Origin of the sequence: Streptomyces odontomachi (assembly GCF_024435355.1) — a bacterium.
Lineage (GTDB): Bacteria > Actinomycetota > Actinomycetes > Streptomycetales > Streptomycetaceae > Streptomyces > Streptomyces odontomachi.
Genome location: NZ_JAMJWG010000001.1, coordinates 796,089 through 814,060, shown reverse-complemented (window position 1 = coordinate 814,060; position 17,972 = coordinate 796,089). Strand labels below are relative to the sequence as shown.

The window sequence follows — 17,972 nt, the reverse complement described above, 5'->3', positions numbered from 1 at the left end:
TCGGGGCGGCGGGCAGCCGTGAGCGGCGGGCACCCCCGGGCACCGCGCACGGCGGACGGCTCAGAAGGCGAAGAACGCCATGAGCACCGTGGCACAGACCAGGAGCGGCAGCGCCGTCGGTATCTGCGCCTTGATCGGCCCGTACTGGTCCTTCAGCTCCAGAAGCGTGGCCGGGACGATGTTGAAGTTGGCGGCCATCGGTGTGCAGAGCGTGCCGCAGAAACCGGCCAGCATGCCGATCGCGAGGACGGCGGGCGGGTTGCCGTGCATCTGCACGACGAGGACGGGCCAGCCGATCGCCGCGGTCATGACGGGGAACGCGGCGAAGGCATTGCCCATGATCACGGTGAACAGGAACATACCGACGCAGTACGCGATCACCGCAAGGTACTTCGAGTCGCCCGGCAGGACATCGTGCATGATCGTGCCGACCTGGGTGCCGACTCCGGCCAGCGCGAAGATCGAGCCGAGCACGGCGAGCAGCTGGGGCAGCAGCAGGGCGGAGCCCATCGCCTCCAGCATGGAGCGGCCGGCGTGCAGCGGAACGGAGAGCTTCTTCTCACCGGTGACCAGCATGCCGACGACGAGGGCGACAAGGCACCCGGCGCCGAGCCCGAGCAGGGTGGCCTGGCCCTCCTGGAACAGGCCGGACGTGTCGAGTACGGAGGCGCAGACGATCGCCACGAACGGGATCGTCACAGCGGGGATGAAGATCCTGCTGCCGAGCCGTTCCGCGGAGGCCTCGCGCTGTTCGGCGGTGGTGGTGCTCACGACTCCCTTGCCGAGGAAGTTGAACCCGGCGAGCACGATCAGGACGAGGACCGCGGCGCCGAGCGGTTCGGCAGGCAGGGTCCAGCCGCCGGTGTGCGCGGTGGCGTTGGCGACTCCCGTGCCGTAGGGGAAGGTGAGCCCCAGCAGGCCCCAGAACCCGGCGGAGGCCCACCGCCTGGGGTTGCTGCGGTCGGCCGCCATCTGTACGGCCATGACGAAGAAGACGAGGCCCACCAGCCAGTACAGCCATTCGACCTTGATCACTTGGTGTCCTCCTTCGGAAGCGGCATGTCGTGCTCGGCGGAGGCGAGCGCCATCTCACGCTCCAGGTGCCGGTCCAGCAGCAGCAGACGGGCGCCGTGGATCAGGAAGGCGCAGACGGCGAGCGGGATCGCCCACAGGGCCAGCTGGGTCGGTTCCAGACTCTGGTGGTACGTCGAGTTCACGAAACCGGTGATCAGCAGGATCGAGCCGATCGCGATGAAGCAGTCCTCGCCGAAGAAAACGCCGACGGTGTCGGCCGAGGCGGAGTAGGACCGCACCTTCTCACGCAGCCGGTCCGGCAGCGCCGCACCCGTCGAGCGTTCCGCGGCGGCCTCGGCCATGGGCGCGACGAGCGGCCGTACGGTCTGTGCGGGGCCTCCGATGCTGTTGAGGCCGAAGGCCGCGGTCACCTGTCTGACCAGGAGGTAGACGGTCAGGAAGCGGCCGGCGCTGAGGCTGCCGAGCCGGCCGATGAGCCGACGGGCCTGTTCCCGCAGGCCGTAGCGTTCCAGGAGGCCGATCACCGGGAGCACGATGGCGTAGACGGTGACCGAACGGCTGTCGGCGAAGGACCGCCCGAAGGCCGCGAGGACCTCCAGCGGACTCATCTTGCCGAGCAGTCCGGTGACGATACCGGCGACGCCCACCACGAGGACGGGGTTGCGGCGCGTGACGAATCCGAGGATCACCACGACCACACCGAGAAGAACGATCATGCGGTGGCCCACTTCAGACGTGAGGGACAGGGAGGGCCCGGAGCTGCCATGGATCCGAAGATTCCGGGTCCGTGCGGACGGGCGGACCCTAGGCGATCGTTGAACATTCACACAAGGGGACGGTTCACATCCGGAAGAGGAACCGTTCACGTCCAACACCGACACCCCCGTGCGCGAAGCGCGACGCCGACTCCTCACCCGCACCCTCACGCCGGGTGCACATACCGCTCACCCACCCACTCCAGTCCGCGCGCGGCGATCCCGGGCCGGCCCCGAGCGCCCCCGCCCGTGCCACCGCTCCCCCAACCTCCCGCTTGAACGCGCTACTTGAACGTGTTAGGAGCTCCGCGGGGCTCACGGACTTCCTGCCGGGGATGACCCGCACTTACTGAACTGCGGCGCGTCTCGAGTCGTCGTCAACGCAGCCCGTTCATCGCTGGCTTACCGCGTGGCGTCGGCCGGGCGTCGGCGTACCCGCCACAGCCAGCGGCACGCGACCAGGGGGAGCGTGGTGAGCAGCACATTGACGACGATGAGGGTGGCCGCACCGATGTCGGCGGCGTGCGAGGCGGTCACGGCGATGACGGCGGGAAGGACGAAGGCGATGAGCGTGCCGATGGCCTTGTGCGTGCCCGCCCACCAGCCGCTGGTGCAGAGCATGACGATGCCGACGAAGCGGACCACCGTCGCCACCAGGGCCGACTCGCCGTGTGTGAAGAGTTCGTTGACGAGGGCGACGGGCACCGACGCCGCGAGGGTGACCAGCGGGGTGAGGGGGCTGTGCGGCCATCCCGTGCGCCTGGGTTCGTCCGCGGCACCGACGGCCGAGCCGGAGTGGTCATCGCGTGCGGGTATGCCGGTGGACTTCATACAGCCCGTGCCTCTTTCAGTTGCCGCGTAATGCAGCCGCGGCAACCGGATGCCGCCGGCGCATTCAGGGCAGCAGGCAACCGGTCAAGGATGCCTGCTGCCCCACGCGGAGACGCGTACGTCCTGACGGCCGTCCTTCGGGATGGCCGAAGCAGAGCACTCCCGCCTTACTGGCGCGGCCGCTCGAAGGTGAGCAGCAGACCCTCGACCGCGCCAGGCCCTATGCGGCCCTTGACGTCGGCTGACGTTATCGTCTTCAACCCCCAGCCGTCCTCGGCCTGCTTGTTGAGAACCTTCTCCAGCTTGTCGGCGTCCAGGGCGTCGCCGATCAGCGACTCCCGGAAGGTGACGACCTTGTATTCGTACATGTAGGGCTGGCTCATGGCTGCGGGTACTCCTGCTGTGTGGGTGGTGCGGTTGCCGGAGCCAGTCAATCATCTGAAGGTCACCGCGACCCCGGACCTCCCGCCTGCGGAACGCCCCCCTCCTGCTGATTCGACGCGGACGCGCATGCCGCCCGAGCGTAAGCTTCGCTCGGCATCGGCGCGGCGGGGAGGCGGGGCACATGACGGCTGAGCCAGCACAGAGGTGGGAGTCCACCCTCGATTCGGTCGTGGTGTACGCGCAGGGCGCGGTCTGCCGACGCGTGGCCCGGGGCAGCGTGTCGCCTGACGGCCGGGTGCGAGTGACGGGACTGCCCCGCTCGCTGGACCCGGGCTCGCTGCGGGCCCGTGTCCTGGGCGCCTCCGGGGTGCGCGTCACCGAGGCCCGGGTCCAGGTCGAGGCCGAGCCACTCGGCACGGACACGCCCGACGGGTTGCGGCGCGAGGTCGAGCGGCTGAGCGACGGCCACGCAGCAGCGCAGGGGCGCCGGGACCGGCAGCTGAACCTGATCAAGGAGGTGAGGGCCCTCCACCCGGTCCCACCTCCCCGCAGGCGCGACGACCCGCACCGCCGCACCCCCGCCGACGCGTGGCTGGAACTCGCCGACTTCGTCGACGAGCGACTGGCGGCACTGCACGACCGCCTCTTGGAGCTCGAGGAGGCACTGCGCATCGCCGACCACGAGCTCAGCGTCGCCGTCGACCGGCTCGCCCGCGCCTCCACCGACGCGCCGTCAGCGCACGTGGAGACCACGCTCTGCGCGGTGCTGGCCCTCGACGGTACCGGCGATGCGGAGGTGGAGCTGGAATACGGGGTGCCGGGCGCCGTCTGGGTGCCGGCCTACCGTCTCGCCTACCGTCAGGGCGACGACAGCGGCCGTATGGTGCTGCGCGCCTCGGTCGCCCAGCGGACCGGGGAGGACTGGACCGGCGTGCGCATCGCCCTGGCCACCGCGGACCTTCGGCGCCGCACCGACCTGCCGAGGCTCCGCTCGATCCGGATCGGCCGCAGCCAGGCCGCCCCCGCGTCCGCTGGCTGGCGCGAGCCCCCGGCCGGACTCGCCGACCTGTTCTCCGGGTACGACACGGCAGGCCCCGGCCCTGCCCAGGGCGCCGCACCCGCTGCTGCCGGGACAGCTGCCGCGCCCATGGATGCCGTGGCCGACTTCGCGTCCGCTCCCGTTCCGCCTCCGCCGCCTGCCCCGAGGCCGGCACCGCAGGGCTACGGCGGTCCGCCGGACTCGGTCCCCGTACTCGAGAGCGCGGACGGCGCTCCCCCGGACGCCTACGGCGGCGCGATGCCCGTCCCTGCACAGCCGGCCGGTTCCCGACCGGGCGCCAGGCCGCGTGCCGCAGCCAAATCCTTCGCGGGTGCCCCTGCCGCCACGGCGCCCGCGGCTCCTGGCCAGGCCGCGCCACCGCCCTCCCCGGCACCCGTAGCCGGTCCGCCGCAGCCGAGCGGCGCCGAGCTCGACTATGCCGCCCTTGTGCTGTGCGGCCCTGACGAGCAGGGCGATCGCAGGGGCCGGCTGTTTCCCGACTCCCCCTTCGACCCGGTCGCGGCCGAGTACCGCCGCCGCGCCGAAGCGGTGGCCGCGCTGCCGCTGCCCGGACAGGCCGTGCGGCCCCGCGAGTCGGCGGGTTCCTTCGACCACCGCTTCGACGCCACCGCCCGCACCGACATTCCGTCGGACGGCACCTGGCACACCGTCACCGTCGGCGAGATCCCGATCGGACTGCGGACCGAGTACCTGTGCGTGCCGTCCCTGGAACAGACCGTGTACGCGACGTTGGTGCTCTCCAACCGCACCGACCAGGCACTGCTGGCCGGCCCGGTGGAGGTCACCGTCGACGACGGCTTCCTGCTGACCGCCGCACTGCCCACGCTTGCTCCCGGCGGCGTCCGCCGGGTGGGGCTCGGGCCGGCCGAGGGCATCCGGGTCACCCGCCGTACGAACCTGCACGAGTCGACTTCGGGCCTGCGCAACAACACCACCGTGCTCGACCACCGCGTCCACGTCGAGCTGGCCAACCGGCTGTCGAGGGCCGTCACCGTGGAAGTACGCGAGCGAGTGCCGGTCACCTCCGACCCGGACGTCAGGATCGAGGAACGGGCCGACTGGACGGCACCCGAGGAGGGCACGGACCCGGATCGACATGCGCCGGGCACCCGCATCTGGCGACTGGACCTGCCCGCAGGTGCCACCGCCGCCCTCGACGGCGGCTACGAGATCCGCATCCCGACCGGCAAAGCCCTGGTCGGCGGCGCTCGAAGGAGCTGACACCCACCATGTCCACGGACCCGAAGCCGATCGCCCTGCCCGTCACCGCCGTCACCTGCCTTGAGGATCGCGCCCACGTCGAGCGCGCCGTCGTGCTCGACCTGGAGGCCGGGGTCCACCGTCTGCGCCTCGGACCGGTCAGCGCGCTGGCCGTCGACCGGACCCTCCACGCCGAGCTGACCGCCGACCACCCCGCGACCGTGCTCGACGTGCGGATCGTGCGCAGCTGGACACCGCGCGCTCCGCTGCCGTCCACCGACGACGACTCCGCACTGCGCCGGCGCGTACAGGCCCTCGAAGAGGAGCAGTCCGCCCTGGGGCAGCGATGCGACCGCCTGCAAGCCCGCCTCGACCTGCTCGGCCGCCTCGCCGCCGATCTGCTGCGGGAGATCGGCGAAGGCGCCGGCGCGGGCGAGGCCGAACGTCCCCGCTGGACCCGGGAACTGGACCGCGTGGACGACGAGCGCGACGGGTACGGCGAGCAACTCCGCGCCGCACAGGCCCGGCTCGCTGCCCTCTCCGTCGAACTCGGCGAAGCCCAGCGGGCCATGCACCTGTCCCAAGAGGAGCCCGCCGAACTGGTCGGCCATGTCGAGTTGACCGTGGATGTCGCGGCCGCCGGGCCGGTCGGGCTGCGCCTGAGCCACCTCACCCCGTGTGCGCTGTGGCGGCCCGCCTATCGGGCCGTGCTCGAGGGGGACTCCGTGACGCTGGAGACCGACGCCATGGTCTGGCAGCGCACGGGTGAGGACTGGTCGGACGTACGGCTGACCTTGTCGACGGCCCGCTCGGCGCTGGCGACCGACCCGCCGCGGCTCGGCGAGGACCGGTTGACGCTCAAGGACCGCTCCGCAGCGGAGCGCCGCACGGTCGACGTCGAACTGCGCGAGGAGGAGATCGGTGCCCTCGGCCCGGCCCGAGTGCTCGGCCTGCCGGGGGTGGACGACGGCGGCGAGGCGCGGGTGCTGAGCTCCCCGGCGCCGGTCTCGGTGCCCGGTGACGGCCGCGCCCACCGAGTGCCGCTCTCCGCGTTCAGCACGGCTGCGCCCAGTGAGTACGCCTGCTCACCGGAGTTGTCGCCCCTGGTCACCCAGGTGGTGCGGTTCGACAACCTGTCCGGCCACGCGCTGCTCGCCGGGCCCGTGGACCTGGTACGCGGGAGCGGATTCAGCGGCCGCGGCACGCTGGACTTCACCGCCCCCGGCGCCGCCGTCGAGCTGGCCTTCGGCAGCTGCGACGACTACCGGGTGATCCGGCATGCCGAGGAGTCCCGTGAGGTGGCCCGTGTCACCCAGCGGACCGTGGTCACCCGCACGGTCCAACTGCACCTGTCCCGGTTCTCCGCCCCCGAGGCGCATGACGAGCGGGTGGTCCTCCTTCGGGAGCGGGTCCCGGTCTCCGAGGTCTCGGCGGTGGAGATACGCCTGGACAAGGACGCGTGCTCGCCGGCGCCCGACGCGGTCGACGCCGAGGGCATCGTCCGCTGGGACGTCACCCTGCCGCCCGGTGGGCGCCGCACGGTCACCCTGGTCTACGAACTGTCGGCGAGCGCCAAGGTCACCGGGCTCTGAGTCGGGTGGGCCGCTACAGAGGCCTTCGATGCCCTGGCGCGCGAGCCAGGCACGTTCAGCCGGATCGACACCGCAGCCGAAGCTCGGCAAGACCGGGATCCCAGCCTGCCGAAGGCGTCAGTGTCGTGCGGCCGGGCCGGAGGCGGGGCAGGTGGTGACCACCTGGGCGTGAACCCGTCGTGGGACGGGGCAGACGAAGACGGCACCGGCCGGTGCCCGCTCGGGTACCGGCCGGAGGGCAGCGGACGCGGTGCCTGTCCCCGTCAGACGGTCGGCTTCCGCACGGAGCTCGGTTCGGCGGCGAGCAGTGCGGTGATCTCATCGGCGAGCTGCGGGCCGAGCTTGCCCCAGCCGTCCTTGTAGCCGTAGACGCTGGCCAGGGTGCGGGCGTCGTAGTCACCGTTCATGATCTCGATGTCGGTGGCCGTGATGAGTGCCGGGTGGGCGACGCCGACGGCCGCCGACATCTTCATCAGCTCCTTGCGCAGGGTGCGCAGGTAGTCAGCGGCGCGGGTGGCCTTCGACGTCGGGTCGAGGCCGCGGGCCAGCCGCGGGCTCTGGGTGGCGATGCCGGTGGGGCACTTGTCGGTGTGGCACTTCTGCGCCTGGATGCAGCCGATCGACAGCATCGCCTCACGAGCCACATTGATCATGTCGGCGCCCAGGGCGAAGGCGACCGCGGCGTTCTCGGGCAGGCCGAGCTTGCCCGAGGCGACGAAGGTCACGTCGTCGGTCAGCCCCAGTTCGGCGAAGGTGCTGTAGACCCGGGAGAAGCCCATCCTGAAGGGCAGCGAAACCGAGTCGCTGAAGGTCAGCGGCGCCGCCCCGGTGCCGCCCTCACCGCCGTCGACGGTCACGAAGTCGACACCACGGTCACCACGTGCCATCAGCGTGGCCAGCTCCTGCCAGAAGTCCATCTCTCCCACCGCGCTCTTGACCCCGACCGGCAGACCGGTCTCGGTGGCCAGCAGTTCGACGAAGTCGAGCATCGAGTCGACGTCGTGGAAGGCGGTGTGCCGCGCAGGGGAGGCACAGTCCTTGCCGCGGGGGATGCCGCGGATCTCGGCGATCTCGGGTGTCACCTTCGCACCCGGCAGCATCCCGCCGAGGCCCGGCTTGGCTCCCTGGGAGAGCTTGATCTCTATCGCCTTGACCGGGGCGCTGGCGACCACGTCCTTGAGCTTGTCGATGTTGAAACTGCCGTCCTCGTTGCGGCAGCCGAAGTACGCCGTGCCGATCTGAAGGACGAGGTCGCCGCCGTTGCGGTGGTACGGCGAGAGGCCGCCCTCCCCCGTGTTGTGCATCGTGCCCGCCAGCGCCGCCCCCTTGTTGAGGGCGGTGATCGCCGCGCCGGAGAGCGATCCGAAACTCATCGCCGAGATGTTCACCACGCTCGCCGGCCGGAACGCCTTGGCGCGCCCACGTGGCCCGCCCAGCACCTTGGCCGAGGGCAGTGGCGCCTGCGGATCGTGCAGGTCGGGCAGCGTGCCGGCGAACGTGCGCTGTTTCAGGTACGCGTGCCCCTGCATGTGCTCAACGTCGTTGTCGGTCCCGAACCCGAAGTAGTTGTTCTCCCCCTTCGCCGACGCATAGATCCAGCTGCGCTGGTCACGGCTGAACGGGCGCTCCTCATCGTTGGAGGTCACGATGTACTGCCGCAGTTCCGGACCGATCGCCTCCAGCAGATACCGGGCATGTCCGACCACTGGAAAATTCCGGAGCAGTGCATGCTTCTTCTGGACAAGGTCATGTGCGGCCACCAGCCCCAATGCTGCTGCGGCGGTCGCGGCTATGCTCCGGGCGCGCATGAACGTTCCTCTCCTCGATGCTCGACTCCATCGCCCTGCGGTGGACGTCGTCGTGTCATGTCGGGCGTTGGCGGCGGACACGACCAGGCTGGCGTCGGCGTCCGTCGGAGAACGCGCAACGATAGTAGAGGCGGCGCGGAGCGGGTGTGTGATCAGGGATGTCGGGTGGGGCGGTCGTGCCAGTGCCACGGCAGTCTGTTTGTCGGGGGGTGTCGGGGGACTCCACTCACGCGCCGAAGGTCCGCCGGCCACCTTCGGAAAAGAGCCGAAGAGACTGGTCTCGCGCTGATCGACGGCACCATGGACCACACCCCACGTTCGACCACCCTCTGCGCCCTCTGCGCCCTCTGTGCCCTCTGTGCCCTCTGTGCCCTCATGGACCATCAGCACACCGGGAGCGGGCCGGCGCCCTTCCGAGTCATCCCTGGATCGTGTCTACGGTTCCGGCCTCCCAGGGAGTGGTGGCATGGTGCGACGGCGGCCGCAGGATTCCGGCGGCAGAGGCGGCGACGGCGCAGCACGCCACGGGAAGGAAGAACGTGAGGTTCAGGGGAAGCAGCTGCGTCAGAGGTCCGATGACGGCCGGGCCGGCGAGCATCCCGAGGTAACCGAGACCCGCGACGCGGGAGACGTTGGTGGCGGCGGCGTTCTCGCCTGTGTGGCCGGCGGCACTCAGGAGCTGGGGAACGCAGCCGGACAGACCGAGCCCGAACACGGCCCAGCCGGCCAGCGCCAAGGGAACCCAGGGGCTGAGCGCGGTCACGGCCAGGCCCACCGCGGCCCCGAACGCACCGTAGCGCAGGACGGCCACCGGGCCGAGCCGCGCGGCAATCCGGTCGGCCAGCAGGCGGCCGACGGTCATGGCGGTGGCGAAGGAGCCGTAGGCGAGGGCAGCGACGGCGGCTGGTGCGCCCAGGACGTTGCGCAGGTGGAGGGTGCTCCAGTCGTTGGCCACCCCTTCACACAGCATGACCATCAAGGCGAGGGCCGCCAGTGCCCATATGCGCCGGGGAGTGCGGCGGGCCCTCGGGCCGGCGCTGGGTGAGGTGGCGGGGGCGCCGGGTGTGCGGAGGTGGTCGGGCCGGAGCAGTGCGGGCCTTGCCATCGCCGCGACGGCGAGGCCCAGGACGGCCGCGGTGGCGAGGGTCACCGTCGGGCTCCAGCCCCAGCTGAGGGTGCGGGCGCCGATCAGTGCGGCCAGGCCGCCGCCGATGGAGAAGGCGGCGTGGAAGGCGGACATGACGGGGCGCCGGTAGCCGCGTTCCACATGGATGGCGTGGGCGTTCATGCTGACATCCAGGCAGCCGTTGCCGACTCCGAGCGTCAGCAGGGCCGCACCGAGCGTCCAGGCGTTCGCGGCCAGGCCGGGCAGCGCGACCGCGGCACTGCACAGAGCGGCGCTGAGCGGTACGGCGGCGCGGGCGCCGAAGCGGTCGGTCAGCGGTCCGACGGCCTGCATGCCCGCGAAGGCGCCCGCGCCGAGGAGGAGCAGGAGCCAGCCGAGTACGGCGTGGCCGATTCCGGTGCGGTGCTCGATGTCGGGGATGTGGACGATCCACATGCCCAGGAGAAAGCCGTTCAAGGTGAAGTAGGCGAAGGTGGCCAGCCGGGCGGCTCGCAGCTGTCTGTCCATGGATCGAACATATCGAACAAAATTTTCGTGCAATAAGATGCACTTCAAACATACTCGATGTTCAATTCAGGGTATGACCGGCACTGAGAGACTGAGGCAGATCACCGAGGCCGTACGCGCGGCGGGCCGCCTGCAGGTCGCGGACCTGGCCGCCCTCACCGGCGCCTCGGAGATGACCGTCCGCCGTGACCTGGACACCTTGGCCGCCCAGGGGGTGCTCGAGCGCTACCGGGGCGGAGCCAAGAGCCTGCTGCTCCGCGGCGAGGAACCGCCGTTCGCGCTCCGGGCTCAGGAGGGGCTCGAGGGCAAGCGGCGCATCGCCGCCGAGGCCGCCGCGCTGCTCGCCGACGGCGAGTCGGTCGTCCTCGACAGCGGCACCACCTGCCTGGAGGTAGCCCGCGCCCTGGAGCACCGACGCCTCACCGTCATGCCGCTCTCCCTGCACGCGGTGAACGCCCTCTCCGCAGCGCCTCAGTTGACGCTTCTCGTGCCCGGCGGCTGCCCCCGCCCGGGTGAGCTGGCGCTGACCGGCCCGCTGACCCAGGCCTCCCTGGCCGCCCTCCGCTTCGACACCGCGATCATCGGCTGCTGCGGACTGGACGCAGACCACGGCCTCACCGCCTACGACCTGGACGACGCCGCCGTCAAGCGCGCCGCGATCGCCTCGTCCCGCCGCGTCATCGCCATCGCGGAGTCCGTCAAGCTCTCCCGCACCGCGCTCGCCTTCGTCGCCCCCGCCTCCGCTCTGCACGCCCTCGTCACCGACGAGCTCGCGCCGGAGGAGGCGACCAGCGCGCTGGCCGGGGCGGGCGTGAGCGTACGGAAGGTGTGACCGCATGACCACGACCGTGCTCTTCGACCTCTTTGGCGTCCTTGCCCGCCTTCAGTCCGAGCAGGGAAAGGACCGTCTGGTGCGGGCGGCGGACATGCCCGCTCCCGAGTTCTGGGACGCCTACTGGGAGTACCGCCCACGGTACGACAGCGGAAAGTTGACCGGGCAGGCCTACTGGCAGCACGTGATCGGCTCCCGGCTGGACCAGAGCCGCACCGCCGCGCTCGTCCAAGCCGACATCGCGAGCTGGAGCGCTGTCGACGACTCCATGGTCGCCCTGGTCGCCGAGCTCGCCGACGCCGGGCGGCGCATCGCGCTGCTCTCCAACGTTCCCGAGGAGCTGGCCGCCCACTACGAAGCGCACCACTCCTGGCTCGGGTACTTCGAGGTACGTGCCTTCTCCTGCCGCATCGGCCACATCAAGCCCGACCCCGACGCCTTCCTTTGGTGCCGCGACGCTCTGGGGCAAGACGCAGGAAGCATCCTCTTCGTCGACGACCGCCGGGACAACGTGCAGGCCGCCGAGACGATCGGCATGCACGGACACCTCTTCACCACACCGGCCGGGTTGAGAAGCCGCCTCGCCCGGTGAGGCGATGCCAGAGAGCCCTGCCCGTGCGCCGTCGCGCCGGTGCGCCGTCGCGCCGTGTCCAGCAGTGTCCGTCCGGCCGCGGGGAACGCCCGCTCGGACGCCGAAGCAGAACCATGAAGACGGCCACCGCGCCCCGCTCAACAGGCTCAATCATGAGCGTGCAGATCGATGCGGTCCCCGAGGCGAGCACGCATGACCGGCCCCGTGCCTCCGTCCCCCGCCGCGACTTCTCAACCTGGACCGCAAAGGGACTTGCCCACTGTCGAAATGGGCCGGCGCCTGCCACGGAGCCATGCTGGTCGCCGCCGGAGTAGTAGACGTCTTCTTCCACATGACCGCCGATCCCTGGGACATCGCCGCCGCCGTCCCCATCGTCGAGGAGGCGGGAGGGACGGTCAGCGACCTGGACGGTGACCGCAGCATCTCGTCGGGGGCGGCCCTGTACAGCAACGGCTATGTCCACCACAGGGTTCTGGACGTGTTGCGGTCCACTGCCACGGCGCCGTGACCGGGGAAGTCACCGAGTCAGGCGAGAAACGACAGTCGGACCTGACGGTCGTGATTGGAGACGTTCGTGTCGACGAGGCACACCGACTGCCAGGTGCCCAGGGCCAGGCTGCCGTCGATCACGGGCAGCGTGGCGTGCGGCGGGACGATGGCCGGCATGACGTGGTCCCTGCCGTGTCCGGGGCTGCCGTGCCGGTGCCGCCAGCGGTCGTCTGCGGGGAGCAGGTCCTGCAGGGCGGCAAGCAGGTCGTGGTCGCTGCCCGCGCCCGTCTCGATCAGGGCGATTCCGGCGGTGGCGTGCGGGACGAACACGTTGAGCAGACCGTCCCGCCGACCCGCCACCTCCCTGAGGTAGCGCTCGCACTCCTGGGTGAGGTCGACGACGGTCTCCTCGGAGCCGGTGGTGATGTTGAGCATGCGGGTGCTGAAGGCATCGGACATGGCCCCATCCTCTCTTGCGACGCCGCGCTTGTGGCGATGCCCCGGCCATGTCCGCGGGCGGGTCGGCGGTGGACGGGACCAAGCGGCGGGCCGGCGAGGCGGTGGCGAGGGCCGGGCGAGGCGATCCGCGAGGGCCGGGCGAGGCGATCGAGCTCGTCGGTTCGTCTGGGTCGTCGAGCTGGACGGTTCGTCTGGGTCAGGGAAGATCCTCCGGCCTCGTGGGGTTGGTAGAAACGTGAACGATTTGAGCGTGCAGGGTGCCGTCGCCGGTTCCGGCGCCGTCACCGGCCGGGAGGTCGGGCGCCCCGCTGCTTCCCCGGCCGTCATCACGGGCGCCGAGGTCGCCGCCACCGCGTACATCCCCGTCGCTGCTGATGCCGGCGCCCTGGCCGGCCAGGGCGCGGCCGGCTCCGCTCGCGTGCACCCCGAGGTCGACGTGGTGGTGATCGGTGCGGGCCAGGCGGGACTGGCCAGCGCCTACCACCTACGGCGCACCGGGTTCGCGCCGGGCTCCGACTTCGTCGTGCTGGACCATGCCCGGGGGCCAGGGGGTGCCTGGCAGTACCGCTGGCCAACGCTCACCTTCGGCGCCGTGCACGGTATGCACGCGCTGCCCGGGATGGAGCTCATCGGGGCGGATCCCACGCGGCCGTCGTCCGAGGTGATCGCCGAGTACTTCGCGGCGTACGAGCGCGACTTCGAGCTACCCGTGCGCCGTCCGGTGCATGTGCGCGCCGTACATGAGGGCGACGGCGGGCGGCTGCGGGTCGAGACATCGGCGGGTGTCTGGGCCACCAGGGCATTGATCAACGGGACCGGAACCTGGGACCGTCCGTTCTGGCCGCACCCGCCCGGTCAGGAGGCCTTCCGCGGGCGACAGCTGCACACTGCGCAGTACCGCGGACCCGAGGAGTTCGCCGGGCTGCGGGTGATCGTGGTCGGCGGCGGCACCTCGGCAGTCCAGCACCTGATGGAGATCGCCCCGTACGCGGCCGCCACGACCTGGATCACCCGCCGGCCGCCGAACTTCCGTGCCGGTCCCTTCGACGAGAACCGGGGCCGGGCGGCGGTCGCCCTGGTGGAGGAGCGAGTCCGCCGGGGCCTGCCCCCGCTCAGCGTGGTCTCGGTGACCGGGCTGCCCCTCACTGACGCGGTGCGCCGGGCACGTGCTGCGGGTGTGCTCGACCGGCACCCCATGTTCGACCGGATCACACCGGACGGCGTCGTGTGGCGCGACGGACGCCGCCTCGACGCCGACGTGATCCTCTGGGCGACCGGGTTCCGGGCTTCGCTCGACCACCTGGCACCGCTGCGGCTACGCGGGCCGGGCGGCGGTATCCGCCTCGATGGGACACGCGTGGTGACCGATCCTCGGATCCACTTCGTCGGCTACGGGCCGTCCGCCAGCACCATCGGCGCCGGCCGCGCGGGACGGGCCGCGGTGCGCGACATCCGCCGGTTGCTCGCCCAGACGCCGGCCGTGGCCTGAGGAACACCGGTCAGCGCTTGCGGAAGACGCAAGGGGGATCGGATTCCGGGCCGAAGGCGCAAGCCGCTCCGGCTCGCTCTGTGCCATGGCGATGCCCGCCGTCATCCGATGGCACGGGCCGCCTGGCGGCGCTGGTTGAACTCCGTCACGTTCGCCATCTGCTCCTCGTAGCTCGAACTGAAGCGGGTGTCCCCAGGCTTGACGGTGACGAAGTACAGCCAGTCCCCAGCCGTCGGGTTGATCGCCGCCTCGATCGCCGGGTGCCCTGGATTGCCGATCGGTGTGGGCGGCAGGCCCATGCGGTTGTACGAGTTGTAGGGACTGTTGAGCCTGGTGTCCTGCTCGGTGGTGTGCACGCTCGAGCGGTTCAGCGCGTAGTTGATCGTGGAGTCCATCTGTAGCGGCATGCCGCGGGCGAGCCGGTTGTAGATGATCCGGGCGACCTTGCCCATGTCCGCGGGGGTGGCGGCCTCGGCCTGCACCACGCTGGCGATGGTGACGACCTGGTAGACGCTCATGGCGTTGCTCCGGGCGCCGGTGACCACGGGACCACTGAACTTTTTGGCGGCGGTTGCCACCATGGCGGCCAACAGCGACTGGGGCGTGGTGCGCTTGGTCACCGGATACGTGGCCGGGTAGAGATAGCCCTCCGGGTTGCCCTTTGCCTCCGCAGGCAACTTCAGATCCGCCTTCGGCACCGCCTTCAGGGTGGTGCCCTCGGGCAGGGCCAGCGCCTTGTCCACGGCCGCGTACACCTGGCTGGCGCGCCAGCCCTCGGGAATCGTCAGGGTCTTGGCCGATGCAGGCTGCCTGTCGTCGGGGAGCGCCAGCGTCACGGTCAGTGCGATGACGCCCGCCACGGCCATGGCGCAGGCGGCGGTCACGACGAGCCGGCCCCGGCGGGTCAGGCGAACGCTGTTTCGGCTCGGTGGCTGCCATCCGGGTCGTCGCGGAGGTGTGCTCTTCATGGCGGCACGTTAACGCGCATATACCCAGAATCCGGGCATATTTTCACTCTGTCTGCTCCAGTCGTGCGTCACGGCGGACGAGGGCGGCGTAGCGCCCGTCCTGTTGGATGAGTTCGTCGTGCGTGCCGCGCTCGGCCACCCGCCCGCGGTCGAGGACGAGGATCTGGTCGGCATCGCGGACGGTGGAGAGCCGGTGCGCGATGGTGAGCGTGGTTCGGTCGGCGGACAGCGTGTCGATGGCCTGCTGCACCGCGTGCTCCGTGCGGTTGTCCAACGCGCTGGTGGCCTCGTCGAGGATGAGGACCGGAGGATCGCGCAGGATGGTGCGTGCGATCGCCAGGCGCTGCTTCTCTCCTCCCGAGAAGCGGTGGCCGCGCTCGCCGACGATCGTCTCGTAACCGTCGGGCAGGGCGGCGATGTGGTCGTGGATCTGGGCGGCACGGGCGGCGGCGACCAGTTCCTCATCGGTGGCGTCGGGTTTGGCGAAGCGGAGGTTGTCGGCGACGGAGGCGTGGAAGAGGTAGGTCTCTTGCGAGACCACGCCCACCGCGCGTGCAAGGTCCGCGAAAGGCAGGTCCCGCACGTCGACGCCGTCGATGGTGACGCGCCCCGAGGTGACGTCGTACAGCCGCGGCACCAGATACCCGAGCGTCGACTTGCCCGCTCCGGTCGGCCCGACCACGGCCAGGGAGGCGCCCGCAGGCACCGTGATGTCGAGGCTGTCGAGAGTCGGGGCCCCCTTGTCGTCGTAGCGGAACGAGACGTTCTCGAAGCGGATCTCGCCCTTGGCCTCGCCGAGGCGCACCGGGCGCACCGGCTCCTCGATGTCGATGGGCAGGTCCAGGTATTCGAAGATGCGCTGGAAGAGGGCGAGCGAGGTCTGAATCTGCACCCCGGTGGCCAGCAGGCTCACGGTGGGCCGGAACAGACCCTGCTGGAGCGAGACGAAGGCGACCAGCGTGCCGATGGAGACGGTGGGACCACCCATTTGAAGGGCGATCCCCGCCGCCCAGTAGACGACGGCAGGCATGGCCGCGAGGACGATGGTGATGACGGACATGCGCCATCTCCCCGCCATGTTCGAGCGCACCTCCAAGTCGACCAGGGCCTCGGACTCCCCGGTGAAAGACTTGGTCAGCGAGTCGGCACGGCCCATCGTCCGGCCCAGCAGGATGCCGCTCACCGACAGGGACTCGGTGACCGTCGCGGCCATCGCGGCCATCTGCTTCTGTCGCTGGGTGGCGATGTTCTTGCGCTCGCGACCGACCCGGCGGCTGATCCACGCGAACACGGGCAACAGCAGCAGCGAGACGACGGTGAGCCGCCAGTCCAGCGCGAGCATGGCCACCACCGTGGCGATGACGCTGGTGACATTGGAGACGAGCGAGGTGGCGGTCTGGGTGACGGTGGCCTGCATGCCTCCGATGTCGTTGGCGATCCGCGACTGGACCTCGCCGGTGCGAGTGCGGGTGAAGAACGCCAGCGACATGCGTTGCAGACGGCCGTAGACGGCGGTACGTAGATCGTGCATGACGCGCTGGCCGACGGTGGTCGAAATGAGGGTCTGCAATACGCCGAACACGCTGGTGACGACCGCGCTGAGGATCATCCCCAGCGCGAGCAGGCTCAGCAGCCCCGTACGACGCTGCGGAATGGCCGTGTCCAGGATCTCGCGGAGCAGGAACGGCGTGACCACCGACACCAGGGACGAGGCGCAGACCAGCAGGCCGACCACGGCGAGACGGCCACTGTAGGGACGGAAGAGACGAAGGATGCGGCGAGTCTGGCGAGGCTGCTGCTCATCGGTGGAGGGCGGCTTCCAGACGGGTTGATCGTGGCGCATGGGCTCCTAACGGTGAGAGGACTGGCCCCACCAGGGAAGATCGGGCGGCGGGGCCAGGGGGTAAGGGTGGCGCGTTCCAGAGGTGGCGCACGGACGGAGTGACGCGTGCAACGACCGCGCAGACGGAGGGTGCGACGCCGCAAGCAAGAGCGAGCATAGCTCATTGTTACCTATATTCACAATGAATGAGGTCCTGCTATGGTTCCGGCATGAGTACCTCCGACGCCGACGGCCTGCTCGCCGAGCAGTTGCTGCGGCTGACGCGCCGTGTGCATCGCATTCAGAAGCGCCATCTCGAGCGGTGCGGGCTCGGCGCGACACCGGCGCGGTCCCGGCTGCTGCGCGTACTGGCGCAGTACGACTCGCCCCCGAGCATGGCCGAGCTGGCCCGACGCCTTGAGGTGGTGCCCCGGGCCGTGACGACGCTGGTCGACGGGCTGGAGGCGAACGGCACGGTGCGACGCGTCCCCGATCCCGACAACCGCCGGGTGATACGGATCGAGCTCACCGACGAGGGACGGCACGCCCTGAAGGAACTGCGCCGGGCCCGTCGCGCAGCCGCAGAGGAGATCCTGGCCCCGCTGGACCCCGGTCAACGGGACACGCTCGGCGAGTTGCTGACCGCGTTGATCGACTCCCCAGGACTTCCCGATGACAGCGACGGGAGCGAGAGTCGCGGCAGGAGGAGGAACAAGGGCGACGACAGGGGCGGACGCGGGGGCGGCGGAGCCGACGCCTCCGGCGGTGGCGGCGCACCCCCCGCCCCCCTCTCGTCCGGCGAGTAGAAGGCGGCTGTCTCAGCGGCGCGTCAGCGAGCGACGCCAGGAGCAGACCCAGCGGCATCCGCGGACGCTCCCCAAGCGGCCACAGTGCTGCTTGGCTGCTTGGCTGCTTGGCCTCTGGCCTCTGGCTGCTGGCTGCTGGCTGCTGGCTGCTGGCCGACAGTCGCTGCTGAGCCAGCCGTCGGTGGGCTTCGTTCCGTTGTCGTCCCGATGCCTGGAG

15 protein-coding genes and 1 pseudogene are annotated in these 17,972 nt (G+C 70.7%); 7 read left to right on the top strand and 9 right to left on the bottom strand.

Annotation, left to right across the window (positions count from 1 at the left end; all coding sequences use genetic code 11):
- Window positions 1–60: 60 nt before the first annotated feature.
- The 4 genes from NQO67_RS03385 to NQO67_RS03370 all read right to left on the bottom strand — a co-directional run bounded on the left by NQO67_RS03385 (window position 61) and on the right by NQO67_RS03370 (window position 3,004).
- A complete protein-coding gene (locus NQO67_RS03385) occupies window positions 61–1,035 on the bottom strand; it encodes a DUF979 domain-containing protein (RefSeq protein ID WP_255946155.1) in 975 nt (324 codons plus the stop codon).
- Complete coding sequence (locus NQO67_RS03380) at window positions 1,032–1,751, bottom strand: DUF969 domain-containing protein (RefSeq protein WP_255946143.1); 720 nt, start codon at window positions 1,749–1,751, stop codon at window positions 1,032–1,034. Before NQO67_RS03380 ends, NQO67_RS03385 begins: the two co-directional genes overlap by 4 nt.
- Window positions 1,752–2,192: 441 nt before the next feature.
- The gene (locus NQO67_RS03375) at window positions 2,193–2,621 is read right to left on the bottom strand and encodes a hypothetical protein (RefSeq protein ID WP_255946141.1); all 429 of its coding nucleotides are present in this window, start codon (window positions 2,619–2,621) and stop codon (window positions 2,193–2,195) included.
- A 167-nt stretch (window positions 2,622–2,788) separates the two neighbouring features.
- On the bottom strand, window positions 2,789–3,004 hold the full coding sequence (locus tag NQO67_RS03370; protein ID WP_255946138.1) for a DUF4177 domain-containing protein: 216 nt from the start codon (window positions 3,002–3,004) through the stop codon (window positions 2,789–2,791).
- 182 nt (window positions 3,005–3,186) lie between these two features.
- Here NQO67_RS03370 and NQO67_RS03365 point away from each other — a divergent pair, with 182 nt between their 5' ends.
- Window positions 3,187–5,286 (top strand): DUF4139 domain-containing protein, encoded by a 2,100-nt coding sequence (locus NQO67_RS03365; RefSeq protein WP_255946136.1) that lies wholly within the window; start codon window positions 3,187–3,189, stop codon window positions 5,284–5,286.
- A gap of 8 nt (window positions 5,287–5,294) precedes the next feature.
- Complete coding sequence (locus NQO67_RS03360) at window positions 5,295–6,857, top strand: DUF4139 domain-containing protein (RefSeq protein WP_255946133.1); 1,563 nt, start codon at window positions 5,295–5,297, stop codon at window positions 6,855–6,857.
- A 263-nt stretch (window positions 6,858–7,120) separates the two neighbouring features.
- Here NQO67_RS03360 and NQO67_RS03355 read toward each other — a convergent pair whose 3' ends face one another.
- Complete coding sequence (locus NQO67_RS03355; protein ID WP_255946131.1) at window positions 7,121–8,665, bottom strand: FMN-binding glutamate synthase family protein; 1,545 nt, start codon at window positions 8,663–8,665, stop codon at window positions 7,121–7,123.
- Window positions 8,666–9,083: 418 nt separating this feature from the next.
- Complete coding sequence (locus tag NQO67_RS03350) at window positions 9,084–10,298, bottom strand: MFS transporter (protein ID WP_255946129.1); 1,215 nt, start codon at window positions 10,296–10,298, stop codon at window positions 9,084–9,086.
- 73 nt (window positions 10,299–10,371) lie between these two features.
- On the opposite strand from NQO67_RS03350, the gene NQO67_RS03345 reads away from it, so the two are divergent.
- The 3 genes from NQO67_RS03345 (at window position 10,372) to NQO67_RS03335 (ending at window position 12,230) form a co-directional block, all read left to right on the top strand.
- A complete protein-coding gene (locus tag NQO67_RS03345; RefSeq protein ID WP_255946127.1) occupies window positions 10,372–11,130 on the top strand; it encodes a DeoR/GlpR family DNA-binding transcription regulator in 759 nt (252 codons plus the stop codon).
- A gap of 4 nt (window positions 11,131–11,134) precedes the next feature.
- A complete protein-coding gene (locus NQO67_RS03340; protein WP_255946125.1) occupies window positions 11,135–11,722 on the top strand; it encodes an HAD family hydrolase in 588 nt (195 codons plus the stop codon).
- Window positions 11,723–12,014: 292 nt separating this feature from the next.
- Complete coding sequence (locus NQO67_RS03335) at window positions 12,015–12,230, top strand: inositol monophosphatase family protein (RefSeq protein WP_255946123.1); 216 nt, start codon at window positions 12,015–12,017, stop codon at window positions 12,228–12,230.
- 17 nt (window positions 12,231–12,247) lie between these two features.
- On the opposite strand, the gene NQO67_RS03330 is transcribed toward NQO67_RS03335, so the two are convergent.
- Window positions 12,248–12,670 carry a secondary thiamine-phosphate synthase enzyme YjbQ gene (locus tag NQO67_RS03330; RefSeq protein WP_255946121.1) on the bottom strand — a complete coding sequence of 141 codons (423 nt, stop codon included), beginning with the start codon at window positions 12,668–12,670 and terminating at the stop codon, window positions 12,248–12,250.
- A 418-nt stretch (window positions 12,671–13,088) separates the two neighbouring features.
- Between NQO67_RS03330 and NQO67_RS03325 the strand changes: the two genes are divergently transcribed.
- Window positions 13,089–14,159: an NAD(P)-binding domain-containing protein gene (locus tag NQO67_RS03325; RefSeq protein ID WP_255946758.1), complete on the top strand. Its 1,071-nt coding sequence runs from the start codon at window positions 13,089–13,091 to the stop codon at window positions 14,157–14,159.
- A 101-nt stretch (window positions 14,160–14,260) separates the two neighbouring features.
- Here the strand turns inward: NQO67_RS03325 and mltG are convergent, their stop codons facing one another.
- Together mltG and NQO67_RS03315 are read right to left on the bottom strand one after the other, a co-directional pair.
- Entirely contained in the window at window positions 14,261–15,127 is an 867-nt protein-coding gene (gene mltG, locus NQO67_RS03320; RefSeq protein ID WP_255946119.1) for an endolytic transglycosylase MltG, read from the bottom strand.
- Window positions 15,128–15,170: 43 nt separating this feature from the next.
- A complete protein-coding gene (locus NQO67_RS03315) occupies window positions 15,171–16,970 on the bottom strand; it encodes an ABC transporter ATP-binding protein (RefSeq protein WP_255946117.1) in 1,800 nt (599 codons plus the stop codon).
- Window positions 16,971–17,179: 209 nt separating this feature from the next.
- Between NQO67_RS03315 and NQO67_RS03310 the strand changes: the two are divergent.
- Window positions 17,180–17,620 (top strand): annotated as a pseudogene (locus NQO67_RS03310) (MarR family winged helix-turn-helix transcriptional regulator); the annotation flags it as partial.
- Between the last annotated feature and the right edge of the window lie 352 nt (window positions 17,621–17,972).